The sequence below is a fragment of the Corynebacterium simulans genome (genome assembly GCF_001586215.1).
Lineage (GTDB): Bacteria > Actinomycetota > Actinomycetes > Mycobacteriales > Mycobacteriaceae > Corynebacterium > Corynebacterium simulans.
Map to the genome: position 1 here is coordinate 2,634,172 of NZ_CP014634.1, position 14,127 is coordinate 2,648,298.

A 14,127-nucleotide genomic window follows, 5' to 3' on the forward strand; every position below is an offset into this window, starting at 1 on the left:
ACGACGGAACCGCAACTACTGAGCAAGAGCCCACCCTTCTGGAGCAGATGGGCGGGCTTTCCGGCCTGGTATCTGCGACTCTGCCCGTGGTGGTTCTCATTCCGGTCAACAACGTGTGGGGCTTGGGCCCTGCCTTGTTGGCCGCGCTTGGTGTTGCCCTCCTTATCGCCGTCTGGCGCATTGCCCGCAAGGAAACCCTGCAGCCTGCTATCTCCGGCCTGGTGGGCGTGGGTATTTGCGCCGCCATCGCGTGGTTCACGGGCGATGCAAAGGGCTATTTCCTCTACGGCATCTGGATGTCGCTGCTGTTTTTCATCGTGGCTGCCATCTCAATCGTGGTGCGCTGGCCGCTGGTCGGCGTCATCTGGAAAGGCATTAACGGCGAGGACATGCGCTGGCGCACCGTGGCGCCAGCCCGCCGCGCCTACGCCATCGCAACTGCCGGCTGGGCAGTGATCTTCCTGGCGCGTTTCATCGTGCAAAACGCCATTTACAACGCCGACAACACCACCGCGCTCGGCGTCGTGCGCATCCTGATGGGCTGGCCTCTTACGGGCCTGGTTACCTTGTTGACCATCTGGATGGTCCGCCGTGCCAACGCCGCTGTCGAGGAAGCCATGCCAGCAGAGGAAGCAGAAGCACCCGCTACGTCCTCTCCGGCCGCGTCCGCTGAGGAGGCTATTCGTGACTAGCCCGGAGGTAACGATTACTAAGGGCGAGACTTTCGACGTCACCGTTGAGCGCATGGCACACGGCGGCGTGGGCATCGCGCATGCTGCCGACGGCCGCATCGTCTTCGTCCACGGCGCATTCCCCGGCGACGCCGTGAGCGTTATCGCCCGTAAGGTCAAGAAGTCCTTCATTGAGGCTGACCTCGTGGCCGTGAATACCGCTGGCTCCCTGCGTGTGGAGTCCGCCTGCCCGGCGGCTGCACAGGGCGCTGGCTGCTGTGACTTCCACGAGCTGGATCCGGATAAGGAATCCGAGATCAAGACCGAAGTCTTGACTGAGCAGCTGCGCCGCGTGGCCAAGCTGGAAAAAGAAGAGCTCGAGGCCCTCAACGTAGAGACCCGCGAGCTTGCCCCACAGCGTGGCTGGCGCACGCGCGTGCGCCTCGGCGTGGACCAGGAGGGCCGTGCCGGCTTGCGCAAGCGTGGCTCCACTGAGCTTGTCACCGATGTTGCCTGCACCCAGCTGGTTCCTGGCCTCGTGGAGGGAATCGTAGGGGAGAACGCCCGTCGTTTCACCCCGGGTGCTGAAGTCATCGCCGTGATGGACAGCGAGGGAAACCGCCACGTCGTGGAATCCCGCCGTGCCCCGCGCGGGCGCCGCGTCGAAACCGTCCGCGAAGTCATTGAAGGCACCGGCACCGTGGTCGAAAAGGTAGGCAAGCACGCCTTTACCTTCCCGGCCACCGCCTTCTGGCAGGCTCACCGCGCCGCCCCGGAGGCCTATACCTCGCTCGTGCGCGAGTGGCTCTCTGCTTCGTCAGCACCGGCGGATTCTTCTGGAGAATCTGCTGTGGCCTGGGACCTCTATGGAGGCGTTGGGCTCTTTGTGCCCGCGCTGCACGACGCCCTGGTAAGCAGCGGAGCGGCCGAGAAACCTGCAGGCTTTGCCTCCCCGCAAATTTACTCCGTGGACTACTCGCCGGCAGCAGCTGCCACTAAGCAGGATTGCCTGGCGCCGTACTCCGTGGAGTTCCGCAGCGCCAAGGTGGAATCATCTGCGGCGCAGCTGCCCGCACCGCGCTTCGTGGTCCTTGACCCACCGCGCACCGGTGCTGGAGACGACGTCGTAAGTTCCGTCGCTAGCGCCGCACCGCGCAGCGTCGTCCACGTCGGCTGCGACCCAGCAACCTTCGCTCGCGACATCAAGGCGTGGAAGCAGGCCGGCTATGAACTCAAACGCTTGACCATGCTCAACGCCTTCCCCGGAACGCATCACTTAGAGACGATGGCGCTGCTGCAGCCGCATAAATAGCCCTGTCCCCGCCGCCGCGGCTAACACCCAAGCTAATTCGAGGATTGCCGCCCTTAGCGCAGGAACGGGTACGGTAGAAAAGAAAAAGAACTGACAAGAAGGAGAAGAAGGCCGCTCCATGACCATTCTGGATACCATTGCGTCGCCTCGCGATTTGAAGGCTCTCTCCCCAGCACAACTGCGCCAGTTGGCTGATGAAATTCGTCAACGTCTGATTGAGAAGGTCTCCGTCACCGGCGGCCACCTAGGGCCTAACCTGGGCGTCGTGGAGCTGACCGTGGCCATCCACCGCGTGTTTGACTCCCCGCGGGATGCCATCGTTTTCGATACCTCCCACCAGTCCTACGTGCACAAGATGTTAACGGGGCGCACCGATCAGTTCGATACCCTGCGCCAGAAGGACGGCCTTTCCGGTTACACCGACCGCAGCGAGTCTGAGCATGACTGGACCGAGTCCTCCCACGCTTCTGCCGCGCTTTCTACCGTCGATGGTTTGTCCAAGGCCTTCAAGATCAAGGGTGAGAACCACCGCAACGCCGTGGCCGTCGTGGGCGATGGCGCGTTGACCGGTGGCATGTGCTGGGAAGCGCTCAACAACATCTCGGCCGATAAAGAACGCAACGCCGTCATCATCGTCAACGACAACGGCCGTTCCTATTCGCCGACCATCGGCGGTCTATCCGAGAACCTGGGTCGTATCCGTGCCCAGCATGGCTACGATGAGATCATGGAACAGGGCAAGAAGCGCCTGAAGTCCATGGGCTGGGTAGGCGAGCGCACCTTCGATGCGCTGCATGCCATCAAGGACGGCGTGAAGTCCACCGTCATGCCTACCGAGATGTTCCCAGAGCTTGGCATTAAGTATGTTGGCCCCATTAACGGCCACGACATCGACGCCGTGGTGCGCGCGCTTTCCTACGCCCGCGACTACGACGGCCCAATCATCGTCCACACCGTAACGGAAAAGGGCCACGGCTTTGCCCCAGCCGTCAACGAGCCGAAGGATCAGATGCACTCCACCGGTGCCATCGACCCAGTCACCGGCGTGCCAAAGGGCCAGAAGCAGCCGGGTTGGACCGCAGCTTTTTCCGAGGAGCTCATTAAGGCGGCAGAGAACCGCAAGGACATCGTGGCGATTACCGCTGCCATGGCAGGTCCTACCGGCCTCGCGCCTTTTGAGGAGCGCTTCCCAGAGCGCTTCTTCGACGTCGGCATCGCAGAGCAGCACGCCATGGCTTCGGCCTCTGGCTTGGCGCTAGCCGGCATGCACCCGGTGGTTGCTATCTACTCGACCTTCCTGAACCGTGCCGTGGACCAGGTCATCATGGACATCGCGTTGCTGAAGCTGCCGGTGACCATCGTCCTGGACCGCGCTGGTGTCACCGGCTCCGACGGCCCTTCCCACAACGGTGTGTGGGATATGGCCCTGATGAGCATCGTCCCAGGCATGCGCATTGCCGCTCCTCGCGACGGCGCCCGCCTGCGCGAGCTGTTCAACGAGGCCCTCGAGGTCAACGACGGGCCAACCGTCGTGCGTTTCCCCAAGGGCAACCTGCTTGATGACATCGAAGCAGTGGACCAGCTTTCCGACGGCGTGGACATCATCTACTACAACGATGCTGAGGAAGCTGCTTCCGATGTCCCAGACATCCTGCTCGTTGCCATCGGCGCGATGAGCACCCGTTCCCGCAACGCCGCGAAGCTGCTCGAAGAGCGCGGCTACAACGTCACCGTCGCCGACCCGCGCTGGGCGGTTCCGGTACCGCAGTCCCTGGTTGGCCTCGCGGCAGACCACGACCTCGTGGTCACTGTCGAGGACGGCATCATCCGTGGCGGCATTGGCTCCATGATCGCAGAGGCGCTGAATGCCGCTGAGGTGGATACGCCGCTGCGCCGCATGGGCGTTGCCAACTACTTCCCACGCCACGCAAGCCGCGGCGAGGTGCTGGAGGAAAACAGCCTCACCCCGGAGGAAATCGCCGCAGCCGTCGAGGATTGGCTGGGTACCATCACCGAAGGCTAGGACCTAGCTGCTGGAATAATCGAGCCCTTCTTCCAGAATCGGTTGAAGGAGCTCGATTTGCCATTCTCTGGCGCCTTCATCCCGTAGGAACGGCGCGATATCGCTTTCGTCCGTGACGAGTCCGCCTACGGAACCCTCGCGTCGTGCCTGCGGCGGGCAGCCAGCGGCCCACACCACCGCACGCAACGTGGCGGGCTTGATGATGATTTCCCACGGCATGCCCAATTCCTCACCGAGCTCTTCGCAATCGGTGCGCAGGTCCTGGAACACTTTCCACAGATGCGGGTGGTCCTTGTTCCACACCGTCTTGGAAGGAACGCGGGAAGGCTCCCGCTTCTTGCTCGGCCACTCGCGTCGATCTATCTCGCGCGCCTGTTGGACTACCGCCAGCCACTGCAGGCCCGCCCCGTGGCGCTTGCGCGGCACGCCCTTGATGCGGGCAAAATCGCGGGGAGAATCGGGCAGCTGGCGTGCGATCTCCACGAGCACGCGGTGCGGCAAGACGCGGTTTGGTGCGGTGTCAGTCTCGCGGGCAATCTTCTCCCGCTTGGTCCACAGCAGCTTCGCCACGACGAGTTGTTCCGACTTATGAAGGGCGTTGAGCCCCTTGAGCCCGCGCCAGGTACGCGGCGCCGACTCCTTGATGCCGGCATGCTCAGCCACGATTGCCGCGAATTCTTCGTAGGCCCAGTCGAGCTTGTCTTGCTCAGCCAAGATATCGCGCAAGGCCTCCGCGAGCTCTAAGAGCAACTCGACGTCGAGGGCCGCATAGGCGCGCAAATCCAAGCTCAAGTTCGGTTCAGACCAGTCAGCATCGCCGTAGCCTTTTTCTAGCTCGACGTCGAAAAGCTCTGCAACCATGGAGCCTAAATTCGCATGCTCGAACCCCGCCATGCGGGCGGCGAGTTCAGTATCAAAAAGGGTGCCTGGGTATAGCCCCAACCAGGCCAGGCACGGCAAATCCGAGGGCGCGGCGTGGACTACCCACGCGGAATCATTAAGCACCGGCGCAAGCGCTGCCGTGAGCTGTTCGCGTTTACCCTCCGGTGCAAAGAGGAAGGTTCCGGCGCCTTTGCGGCGCACCTGAACCAAAAATGCGCGGTCATCATATCGATACGAGGACGCACGCTCAGTATCGATAGCGAAAGGGCCCACGCCAGCTGCCAGCGCACTAGCCGCGGCTTTGAACTCCGCCGCGGTGCGCAAAACCTCTGGAGTGCCTTCCGCTGGTCTGGTCCGCAATTCAGTCATAGTAGCCAGCCTACAAGTCTGGTGTGACACGGAGCGGTGGTTAACGTCCGAGTTCTGTAACGCCCTCCGGAGGCAGGCCGGCGACGTTCGCGAGAACCTGGGCAAAGGCCTCAACGTGCGGGGTTAGGTTCAGATCCGCAGCAGTCCAGGAGGCGCGCATCTCCAGCTGGTAGGCGCGCGGTGGGCCGCCGATCTCGCCGTAACGGACAGAGGCGGTCGAGGTAACCGTGCCGCCCAAGTTGGTGTGCGTTGCGCCGTTGGCCTCCATGGCCTCGTTGAGCCACTGCCAAGCGACGTCGGGAAGCAGCGGGTCACCCGCGACCGCATCGTCCATATCTGCCTGGATGTAGGCCACCAAACGCATGGCGCCTTCCCATGCCTCTTCGGCGCCGGGATCGTGCAGGAGGATAAGGCGGCCGAAGGCATCGCCCTCGGCGTCCGTTGGAACCACGTCGGTGCCTTCCGCGGCGTCGCCAATTTCCAGGCCAACAGCGTGGCTATACGGCGCTAGGCGCTGCGGCGGGCGAATGGTGCCCAAAGTGATTTCGGGGCGCAGCTGTGCCGCGTGCATGGAATCTACAGCGGCATTGAAGACGGTGGGCGTCGTTGCCTCTTCCTGTGCGGAAGTGGCCTTGGCTGCGGCGTGCTCGTGCAGGCTCATTGGGGCGCCTGCCGGGGTGCTCGAAGTTGCGTCGGAATTGCTCACGAGGTTCAAGCTATAGTTTTCGGCTCGGAATAGGGCGAAGGCGCGCCGGAACTCGGTGAGCTGCCCGACAAATGAGGCAGGGCGGTGGCAGGGGAAATGGAAATGGCCGCCTATCCAACTTATGATGGATAGGTATTTCAAAATGAATCCGCTTTTCAAGGAGACGGTCCATTATGGCGAAGGTTAACTTCCAAGAGCTCAACGCAGTACAGCAGTATTCCCAACACGCGGTGTTCAAGGTCATCCCGGGTGCCCTGGGAACCGAGCGCGCGGACATCGTGACCCAGGCGCAGGAGTTCTTCAAGGCTCTCGAAGCTGCAGGGAAGGTAACCGTCCGCGGAATCTATGATCTTTCGGGCATGCGCGATTCTGCCGATTTCATGATCTGGTGGCACGCCGAGCAGTTCGAGGACATCCAGAAGGCATTTGCGGACTTCCGCCGCGAGACCGTTCTCGGCCAGGTCTCTGAGGTGACCTGGGTGGGCAACGCCCTGCACCGTCCGGCAGAGTTCAACAAATCCCACCTGCCTTCCTTCATCATGGGTGAGGAACCAGGGGATTGGATTGCGGTCTACCCGTTCGTGCGTTCCTACGACTGGTACACCATGGATGAGGAAAAGCGCCGCCGCATCCTGATGGAGCACGGCATGCAGGCCCGCGACTACCCAGACGTGCGTGCGAACACCGTGCCATCCTTCGCGCTCGGCGACTACGAGTGGATCCTCGCCTTCGAGGCTCCAGAGCTACACCGCATCGTCGACCTGATGTACCTGATGCGCTACACCGAGGCTCGCCACTACGTGCGCGAGGAGATTCCTTTCCACACCGGTCGTCGTGTCAAGGACGTCGCCGAGCTCATCGCGGTGCTGCCTTAAGAAGGCTGCCTCAGGCTGCTGCCTAAAGCAGCCTTCTTAGGTATTTGACAAACGCGGCCTAATCCTCGACGGGCTTTTCCTTGAGGTTGAGGCAGATCGAGTTGATGCAGTAGCGCTGATCCGTCGGGGTGTTATAACCCTCGCCAGTAAATACGTGGCCCAAGTGGGACTCACAGTTGGCGCACAACACCTCGGTGCGGGTCATGCCGTGTGAGGTATCAACTCTTTCGATGACGGCCTCCCCAGCCAAAGGGGAGAAGAAGGAAGGCCAGCCACAGTGGGACTCGAACTTTTCTGTAGAGCGGAAAAGCTCGGCTCCGCAGGCCTTGCAGGAGTACACGCCCTCGGTGGTGGTGTTGGTGTACTCACCAACGTGAGGCGCCTCAGTGCCAGCTTGACGCAGCACACGGTATTCCTCGGCGCTTAGCCGGTTGCGCCATTCAGTATCGGCAATGAGCTTGAAATCAGTCATGCCGGGAAGTCTAGACCTTGGTCTCATCCTGCCGCCACCATCCGGCAACCGATGCGGCGATCAAGACAATCAGCAGGCCCCAGCCAATTGTTGCGCTGAACACGGCCATCCAGTATCCCGCGGTGGGCCAGGGCACCGAAGTCCACTTGACTGGCGCGAGGAATAAAAATGCCACGCACCACGCCGGGACGGTATGAAATACCGAACGCGGCAGAAAAACGGTAAAGACCAGCGGGATAAGCCACATGGAGTAGTACTGCTGGCCCAACGAGGACAGGAAGAAGATTCCCGCCATAATTGCGCCTGAGGTGGTCAAAGCCCAGAACACCGGTTCCGTATCGCGCCATTTGAGTAGGCCCAGGATGCTAAACGCGCACGCCGCGGCGGCGGCGAGCCAAACGGCGTAGAACGGGGCGTCGCCAAGCCCAAAGTAAGCCTGCACGCCCGGCCACGAGCTGTTAGCGAAGTCGCGCGTTTGCCCGAGATAAGGCACAAGCTTGTCTAGGTAGCCGCTGGCGCCCGGGGTAAGCGGCCAAGCGATGGCGTTGAAGATGACCGGCACCGCGACGCTTAAGGCGGCACTTAGCCACCGCTTCTTTACCAGCGTTAGGAAGAGTAGCGGCCCAAACTGGGGTTTGATGAGGATGGCCAAGCCCAACACCAGCCCCGCGATGATGTGGCTGCGGCGGTACGAATCCAAAATGCCCCAGAGGAATATCGCCATGGCCAAGAAGAGAATGCCGTTGATGTTGGTGAAGGCAAGGGTATTGGTCACTGACTCAGTGGCAAAAGCCAAGATGATGGAGGCCGGAAATTCCGGGCTGCGCAGGTTGCGTCCGACGAGTTTGATGAGGACGGCCAAGGCGCCGATGATGGCCAATGCATTGATCACAATGAAGCCGCAGCGCGCCACCGTGAGATCCATCCACCCTAAGGGCGAAAGTAGAAGCGTGGCGCCTGGATTGTAGAGATAGAGCGGATCGACATGCGTGTAGTCCTGCTCGTAGACGGGAATGCCTTGCAGGAAGCGGCGCATGGCTGAATGCACGGTAGTAAAGTCGTCGGTGGTGGTGCCGTTTAACGCGACTATGACAACGCGATGGAACACCAACAACAGTGCAATCGGCCAAGCCGCGGTTTTAAAAACCTTGATGCTTCGCGAGCCATACGAAGATTTTGTGTCCAATGGCAACGCGTCAGCAGCTGGAGAGAGACTCGGGGATTTCACGATGTGCAGTTTACGGGGCACCTACTACGGCGTAGCGCAGAAACACGGTGCCGTCAGCGTCCGGGATTACGCTTTCAAGCGACAGGCTCAACGGCTGTGCATTAGCCGTTTCCTCATCCGGCGCGTGGACCAGCGGCTGGGAAACCGTGGACGAAAGATGCGGGTCCAGGGTCAAATAAAGCTTGTCCACCATGCCTGCGGCAATGAAAAGAGAATAGATGCCTGGGCCTCCCTCGCAGCTAATGCGGAACCAGCCCTTCGCACGAAGTGCCTCCACGACGGAAGGGATCGTGCCGTCACCAGTGCCTAGCAACGTGGCGCCGGCTTCCTCCAACCGCTTCGCCGCGGTGGTGCCCAGGTTCTCGTCTGGGGTCAAAATGATGGGCGGAGTGCCAACATTAAAAAGCTTCGACTCCACGTCCAAGTCAAGCGAGTTACTCGTCACCGCAATGCGTGCCTTGCCAGGGGAGGAGCCCTCATAATCCTCGGCCTTGACCGTGCCTGAACCCACTACTGCGACGTCGGCCCATTCGCGCAGTGCTGCAAACAACGCGGCGTCGTTATCGTTGCCCATGGCATCCGAGGTGCCATCTATAGTGGCCGAACCAGATAGGGTAGAGACCTCAATCAGACGGATGCCCGGCTCGTCAGGGCCGACCAGCGTGGATACATCAATGCTTTCGCTCATGCCGGCCAGCCTAGTGGAGAAACAGCGGAGGAGATACAACGAGGAGATGCAACAAAGCCGGCATCCTTCAATAAAAGATGCCGGCTTTAAGAAAGCGGTGGTCCTAGCTGGGATTGAACCAGCGACCTTTCCGGTGTGAACGGAACGCTCTCCCACTGAGCTATAGGACCGCGGTGCGGTGTTGAATTTACACCTAGGGCGGCGGCAACTCCTAATCGGTCTATTGAAGAGAAATCTAAAATGACATCGGCGTAATTCGCTCGGTGAAAATCTCTATCAAACAGCGCTGTAAAAACAGCTAATTATCCTGCGGATTTGGAAACTTCGAAAGTGCGCGATAATGTTTCTACTCGCACCACGGCAGACGGTTGTTACACACAACAGTTTGTACGATGCAATGCGGATGTAGCGCAGTTGGTAGCGCATCACCTTGCCAAGGTGAGGGTCGCGAGTTCGAGTCTCGTCATCCGCTCCAAGACGTTGATCAGTAGCTATTCTGGTTAGCGTGTTGATAATAAAATATCTGCGCGATTAGCTCAGTGGGAGAGCGCTTCCCTGACACGGAAGAGGTCACTGGTTCAATCCCAGTATCGCGCACAAGGCCCAGAAACGGGCCTAGAAAACCGGGCCTGGTTTTCGAATGCGGATGTAGCGCAGTTGGTAGCGCATCACCTTGCCAAGGTGAGGGTCGCGAGTTCGAGTCTCGTCATCCGCTCCAGCACACTTGTGTGTGAGGCGGTATCGCCACGGTGGAATGGCCGAGTGGTGAGGCAACGGTCTGCAAAACCGTGCACACGGGTTCGATTCCCGTTTCCACCTCAATTTCTTGACGCGTTTACGCGCGTTAAGCGCGATTAGCTCAGTGGGAGAGCGCTTCCCTGACACGGAAGAGGTCACTGGTTCAATCCCAGTATCGCGCACTAGGTGCTTAAAGCACCTAGTGGGCTTCGATCAGAATCCCGAATGCGGATGTAGCGCAGTTGGTAGCGCATCACCTTGCCAAGGTGAGGGTCGCGAGTTCGAGTCTCGTCATCCGCTCAAATAAGAACGCTTCTGTTCGGGATTCCGGACAGGAGCGTTTTTGTCGTGCACTTTGAAAGTTTCAAGAGCACTTATGGCTCTTTAGCCCTTTTGGCATTACCTTGATGCGGATGAGCTGTATTCCAGTGGCGAAGAATACTGCTCCTGCAGAGCCTATTGCTGCGTTGCTTGGAGCGCTCATGCATACTGGCACCATGAAACTGTTTCTTGCGTCCTACCTTCATCCGCAGCTGCGGGAATTCTTACACGGCAAAATCTTGTACATCGATGACGCTGCAGTGGGGATGGAAGAAGTGCCGTTTGCACAGAAGGAGCGGGAAGAAGTGGCTTCTATTGCATCCGACTTTGTTTCACTGACCGTTGCGAATACCACGCTTGAAGAGTTTGAGACTCAAGTAAAGAAGGCGGATTGTGTCTACGTCGCAAGCGGTAATGCTTACCGCGTACTGTATGAGTTAAAGAAGTCTGGTGCCTTCGAACTGCTTTCTGAAGCGGTTCGCGGCGGTTTGCCATATGCTGGCAGCTCGGCGGGTGCGGTCCTTGCCGGGCCATCGGTCGAACCGATTTCCGTTATGGATGATCCAGGTGCTGTTCCCGAATTGCATGATCGTACGGCTCTATCACTTACTCCCTATGTTGTAGTTCCTCACGCACAGGGAACTACTGGCCCATACGCAATTTCGGTTATTAGTGAAACGGTTCAAAAGTACGGAAAAGACTGGAACCTGGTGCTTTTGCGTGATGGGCAGGCGCTGCTGATTAATGATGATTGCGTTGAATTGATCTAGAAGGTCCTATCTCGTACAGGCAGCCATACCCACCGGGCGTGGCGTCGATTGGCGGGTGCGTCAATTTCCGCCTGGAGGCGTTAACCATTTACCGAAAATAGTGTGCATTAACACATTTCCTATGACACTGGGAACTAAGCCGAATGGGGCAGCGACTAATAAGGCAACCGCTGCTCGTTCAGTTGGTTGGTATCCTGATTTGCTTTAAGCAAGGCTTAGGTTATTGGCCATTGTTTCGGGTGCGGTTATAGCATGTATTTACCCATTCGCAAGCCATGCAATTCGAGGAGAAAACTATGCACTTTCGTCGCTCCACCAGTCTGTTTGCGCTCTGTGCTGCCGCGTCCATGCTCGCCATGTCCGCGCCTGCAGCCTTGGCACACGACTCCGTGATCGGCGGCAATGTGGTCAGTGATTCTCCGCTGCAGGAGTTTCCGGAGGAGATCACTCTGGAGTTTTCCGCAGTACCCAGGGACGACTTCAACACCTTCGCTGTCACCGACACCAAGACGGGCGAGGTGCTTTTCGACGCCGAGCCCGAAATCAAACAGCGTGAGCTCACCATCGAGGTTCCGGACGATGTAAAGCCGGGACCTGGCGAGTACCAGGTGGGCTTCCAGATCACCTCCTCGGACGGGCATGCCACCCGTGGTTCCGTTCCGTTTAGCGTTGCCGGCTCTGCCGATGGCGCAGCTGACGATGCCGCCGAGAGCCATGACGCGAATGACGATGCTGCTAAACAAGATGAAACCAACTCCGAGGGCCTGCCGCCCGCCGCACTGTGGGCGCTGGGCATCATCGGTGTTCTGGCTATCGTCGCCGTGGTCATCATGGCCGGTGCAAAGATGCGCCGCGCAAATGACCTGGACTCTTAAAACCCACCCCTTTTTAAGGCGCAGGTAAGACACAAATAAAACGAGTGCCTTCGCGCCTTAAAGCTTGGACAAGAAAGACATCTAATGATGAAGATGCGTAATATCGTTGTTTCTGCCGTTGCCGTCAGCGCACTCTGGCTGGCTGGCTGCTCCAACAGCGAGCAGGATTCCGGTGCCGAAAAGGAAGCTGCAACCAGCGCGGCTCCGGCAAGCGCAAGCGCCTCCGATATGCAGGCAGGCGATGTCACCATCGAGGACGGCGTGGTTCGCGCCATGGCTGAGGATGCGGAGATGACTGCTATCTTCGGCACCATCCATAACGATTCCGACAAGGACATCACCGTCACTGGCTTTAGCTCCTCCATCGACGCCGAGATGAACCAGGTGCACGAGGTTGTTGACGGTGTAATGCAGGAAAAGAAGGGCGGCCTGAAGATTCCGGCTGGTGGCACCGCAGAACTCAAGCCAGGCGGCGAGCACTTCATGCTGATGGGCGTGAAGGAACCAGTCATGGCGGGCGAGACGGTCAAGGTCACCCTCTTGCTTGAGGACGGTTCCAAGGTCGAGGCCGGTGAGGTGCCGGTGCGCGAAATCGGCGCCGGCGATGAGAACTACGGCGACATGTCTGGCATGGATCACGGTTCGATGGAGCACGGCGACATGTCGGGCATGGATCACGGTTCGATGGAGCACGGCGACATGTCGGGCATGGATCACGGTTCGATGGATCATGGCTCTATGGACCATGGCTCTATGGATCACGGTTCGATGGAGCACGGCGAGCACTCGCACCACTAAAGGCTAAAGCCGACGCGCGGGTGGATTACTCACGCGCCAGCATTGGAATGAGTAGTAGGGAAAAGAACATGGATGAGTCCTTAAAATCTGCATCTTCCTCCGCGCGTGAGACCACGGAGTTTTTGAGCCGACGCGGCCTGCTGGTTGGCGGCGCCGTCGCGGCCAGCGCGGTGGCGGTGGCCAGCTGCGCTTCACCTTCTCGCGACGATTCTGACTCTGGGTCTGGTGCGGCAGCTGCTGCTGGGCAGCCAGCGCAGGATGAAGCAGCCGAGATCATGGGCGATAATATCGTCGCATTCGATGGCGAGCACCAGGCCGGAATCGAGACCCCGCCGCAGGCACACGTGGCGCTCGTGGGCTTTGACTTAAAAGATTCCACCACCAAGCGCGGCGCCAAGGCGCTGATGCGGTTGTGGACTGAGGACGCACGCCGGCTGTGCACCGCAGAAAACCCCTTGGGCAGCCTGGAGCCGGAGCTGGCGCAAACCCCGGCTAGCCTTACCGTGACTTGCGGTTGGGGAGAAGGCTTCTTTGCCCGGACGGGCGTCGCCAAGCCGGAGTGGCTCCGGGATGTGCGCGCGTACAAGCGCGATAAGTTGCGCCCGGAATGGGGCCAAAGCGATGTGGTGCTGCAGATTTGTAGCGATGATCCGCTAACGGCGGCGCACGTGATGCGGCACATGACCCGTGCGGGTGCGAGCTACGTGGACACCAAGTGGGTACAGCAGGGCTTTGGTCATGCCAACGGCGCCGCCAAGAAGGGGGAGACCGCGCGCAATCTCTTCGGGCAAAAGGATGGCACTGTCAATCCGCACACTCCAGAGGAATTCCGGGAGCAGGTCTGGATCGATAAAGGAAAATTCGCCGGCGGTAGCGCCATGGTGGTGCGCCGAATCCACATGAATCTGGACACGTGGGAAGAGCTTGACCGCGCTTCCAGGGAAAACTCCACTGGCCGCAAGCTGGACTCCGGTGCACCGATGCACGGCACCGAGGAATTCGATGCCGTGGACCTCAACGCGCGCGATAAGTTCGGATTGAAGGCAATTGACCCGGCATCCCACGTGGCGCGCGCCCATCCGCCGAAGGACCATCCGGAGCAGAAGATTCTGCGCCGACCGTTCAATTACAACCTCCCGCCGAGTGCAGAAAACCCAGGTGAGCTGTCTAATGCAGGGCAGATTTTCATCTGTTATCAAAAGGATCCGAGTAAGCAATTTGAGCCCATTCAAGCCCGCCTTGATGAGCAAGATTTGCTCAATACGTGGATTACCCACATCGGCTCAGCCATGTACTTTGTACCGGCCGGTACCACCTCTAACTCCTATTGGGGCGAATCGCTTCTTGAGGGTTAAGCGGGGTAGAATCTTTCGCTGTAACTCTACGATTAGCTTTGGTC

Annotated in this window: 13 protein-coding genes and 7 tRNA genes; 14 read left to right on the forward strand and 6 right to left on the reverse strand. The window is 59.5% G+C overall.

What is annotated here, in order from left to right; translation table 11 throughout:
- Positions 1-47 precede the first annotated feature (47 nt).
- From WM42_RS12305 to dxs, 3 genes are all read left to right on the forward strand, one after another.
- On the forward strand, positions 48-692 hold the full coding sequence (locus WM42_RS12305; protein ID WP_082787727.1) for a DUF3159 domain-containing protein: 645 nt from the start codon (positions 48-50) through the stop codon (positions 690-692).
- Positions 685-1,983 carry a class I SAM-dependent RNA methyltransferase gene (locus WM42_RS12310; RefSeq protein ID WP_256366450.1) on the forward strand — a complete coding sequence of 433 codons (1,299 nt, stop codon included), beginning with the start codon at positions 685-687 and terminating at the stop codon, positions 1,981-1,983. The genes WM42_RS12305 and WM42_RS12310 overlap by 8 nt, the downstream gene beginning before the upstream one ends.
- Before the next feature lie 118 nt (positions 1,984-2,101).
- Positions 2,102-4,006 carry a 1-deoxy-D-xylulose-5-phosphate synthase gene (dxs, locus tag WM42_RS12315; RefSeq protein ID WP_062038758.1) on the forward strand — a complete coding sequence of 635 codons (1,905 nt, stop codon included), beginning with the start codon at positions 2,102-2,104 and terminating at the stop codon, positions 4,004-4,006.
- Positions 4,007-4,009: 3 nt separating this feature from the next.
- Here the strand turns inward: dxs and WM42_RS12320 are convergent, their stop codons facing one another.
- Together WM42_RS12320 and WM42_RS12325 are read right to left on the reverse strand one after the other, a co-directional pair.
- Positions 4,010-5,257, reverse strand: coding sequence for an HRDC domain-containing protein (locus WM42_RS12320; protein WP_062038762.1), 1,248 nt, complete (start codon positions 5,255-5,257; stop codon positions 4,010-4,012).
- A gap of 40 nt (positions 5,258-5,297) precedes the next feature.
- Complete coding sequence (locus WM42_RS12325; protein WP_062038765.1) at positions 5,298-5,918, reverse strand: DUF3000 domain-containing protein; 621 nt, start codon at positions 5,916-5,918, stop codon at positions 5,298-5,300.
- 218 nt (positions 5,919-6,136) lie between these two features.
- Between WM42_RS12325 and hemQ the strand changes: the two genes are divergently transcribed.
- Entirely contained in the window at positions 6,137-6,838 is a 702-nt protein-coding gene (hemQ, locus tag WM42_RS12330) for a hydrogen peroxide-dependent heme synthase (protein WP_061922855.1), read from the forward strand.
- Positions 6,839-6,896: 58 nt separating this feature from the next.
- On the opposite strand, the gene msrB is transcribed toward hemQ, so the two are convergent.
- From msrB to WM42_RS12350, 4 genes are all read right to left on the reverse strand, one after another.
- Positions 6,897-7,310, reverse strand: coding sequence for a peptide-methionine (R)-S-oxide reductase MsrB (msrB, locus tag WM42_RS12335; protein WP_062038768.1), 414 nt, complete (start codon positions 7,308-7,310; stop codon positions 6,897-6,899).
- A 10-nt stretch (positions 7,311-7,320) separates the two neighbouring features.
- On the reverse strand, positions 7,321-8,538 hold the full coding sequence (locus WM42_RS12340; protein WP_235591271.1) for a glycosyltransferase family 87 protein: 1,218 nt from the start codon (positions 8,536-8,538) through the stop codon (positions 7,321-7,323).
- A 10-nt stretch (positions 8,539-8,548) separates the two neighbouring features.
- A complete protein-coding gene (locus WM42_RS12345; protein WP_062038771.1) occupies positions 8,549-9,226 on the reverse strand; it encodes a dihydrofolate reductase family protein in 678 nt (225 codons plus the stop codon).
- Positions 9,227-9,324: 98 nt separating this feature from the next.
- A tRNA-Val gene (locus WM42_RS12350) sits at positions 9,325-9,396 on the reverse strand.
- A gap of 229 nt (positions 9,397-9,625) precedes the next feature.
- Here WM42_RS12350 and WM42_RS12355 point away from each other — a divergent pair.
- The 10 genes from WM42_RS12355 to WM42_RS12400 all read left to right on the forward strand — a co-directional run bounded on the left by WM42_RS12355 (position 9,626) and on the right by WM42_RS12400 (position 14,083).
- Positions 9,626-9,701: transfer RNA gene (locus WM42_RS12355), tRNA-Gly, on the forward strand.
- A gap of 50 nt (positions 9,702-9,751) precedes the next feature.
- A tRNA-Val gene (locus tag WM42_RS12360) sits at positions 9,752-9,823 on the forward strand.
- 45 nt (positions 9,824-9,868) lie between these two features.
- Positions 9,869-9,944 (forward strand) — tRNA-Gly (locus tag WM42_RS12365).
- 30 nt (positions 9,945-9,974) lie between these two features.
- Positions 9,975-10,045, forward strand: a tRNA-Cys gene (locus WM42_RS12370).
- 29 nt (positions 10,046-10,074) lie between these two features.
- Positions 10,075-10,146: transfer RNA gene (locus tag WM42_RS12375), tRNA-Val, on the forward strand.
- A gap of 45 nt (positions 10,147-10,191) precedes the next feature.
- Positions 10,192-10,264 (forward strand) — tRNA-Gly (locus WM42_RS12380).
- Between the two features lie 197 nt (positions 10,265-10,461).
- Positions 10,462-11,055: a Type 1 glutamine amidotransferase-like domain-containing protein gene (locus WM42_RS12385; protein WP_062039505.1), complete on the forward strand. Its 594-nt coding sequence runs from the start codon at positions 10,462-10,464 to the stop codon at positions 11,053-11,055.
- A 296-nt stretch (positions 11,056-11,351) separates the two neighbouring features.
- Complete coding sequence (locus tag WM42_RS12390) at positions 11,352-11,930, forward strand: copper resistance CopC family protein (RefSeq protein WP_062038774.1); 579 nt, start codon at positions 11,352-11,354, stop codon at positions 11,928-11,930.
- Between the two features lie 87 nt (positions 11,931-12,017).
- Positions 12,018-12,728: a copper chaperone PCu(A)C domain-containing protein gene (locus tag WM42_RS13780; protein ID WP_145915090.1), complete on the forward strand. Its 711-nt coding sequence runs from the start codon at positions 12,018-12,020 to the stop codon at positions 12,726-12,728.
- Positions 12,729-12,796: 68 nt separating this feature from the next.
- Positions 12,797-14,083: a Dyp-type peroxidase gene (locus tag WM42_RS12400; protein ID WP_062038777.1), complete on the forward strand. Its 1,287-nt coding sequence runs from the start codon at positions 12,797-12,799 to the stop codon at positions 14,081-14,083.
- The last annotated feature ends 44 nt before the right edge of the window (positions 14,084-14,127 follow it).

Coding starts and splice junctions, on each gene's coding strand:
- WM42_RS12305 (WP_082787727.1), top strand. CDS start 48: ATGGGCGGGCTTTCCGGCCTGGTATCTGCGACTCTGCCCGTGGTGGTT.
- dxs (WP_062038758.1), top strand. CDS start 2,102: ATGACCATTCTGGATACCATTGCGTCGCCTCGCGATTTGAAGGCTCTC.
- WM42_RS12320 (WP_062038762.1), bottom strand. CDS start 5,257: ATGACTGAATTGCGGACCAGACCAGCGGAAGGCACTCCAGAGGTTTTG.
- WM42_RS12325 (WP_062038765.1), bottom strand. CDS start 5,918: ATGAGCCTGCACGAGCACGCCGCAGCCAAGGCCACTTCCGCACAGGAA.
- hemQ (WP_061922855.1), top strand. CDS start 6,137: ATGGCGAAGGTTAACTTCCAAGAGCTCAACGCAGTACAGCAGTATTCC.
- msrB (WP_062038768.1), bottom strand. CDS start 7,310: ATGACTGATTTCAAGCTCATTGCCGATACTGAATGGCGCAACCGGCTA.
- WM42_RS12345 (WP_062038771.1), bottom strand. CDS start 9,226: ATGAGCGAAAGCATTGATGTATCCACGCTGGTCGGCCCTGACGAGCCG.
- WM42_RS12385 (WP_062039505.1), top strand. CDS start 10,462: ATGAAACTGTTTCTTGCGTCCTACCTTCATCCGCAGCTGCGGGAATTC.
- WM42_RS12390 (WP_062038774.1), top strand. CDS start 11,352: ATGCACTTTCGTCGCTCCACCAGTCTGTTTGCGCTCTGTGCTGCCGCG.
- WM42_RS13780 (WP_145915090.1), top strand. CDS start 12,018: ATGAAGATGCGTAATATCGTTGTTTCTGCCGTTGCCGTCAGCGCACTC.
- WM42_RS12400 (WP_062038777.1), top strand. CDS start 12,797: ATGGATGAGTCCTTAAAATCTGCATCTTCCTCCGCGCGTGAGACCACG.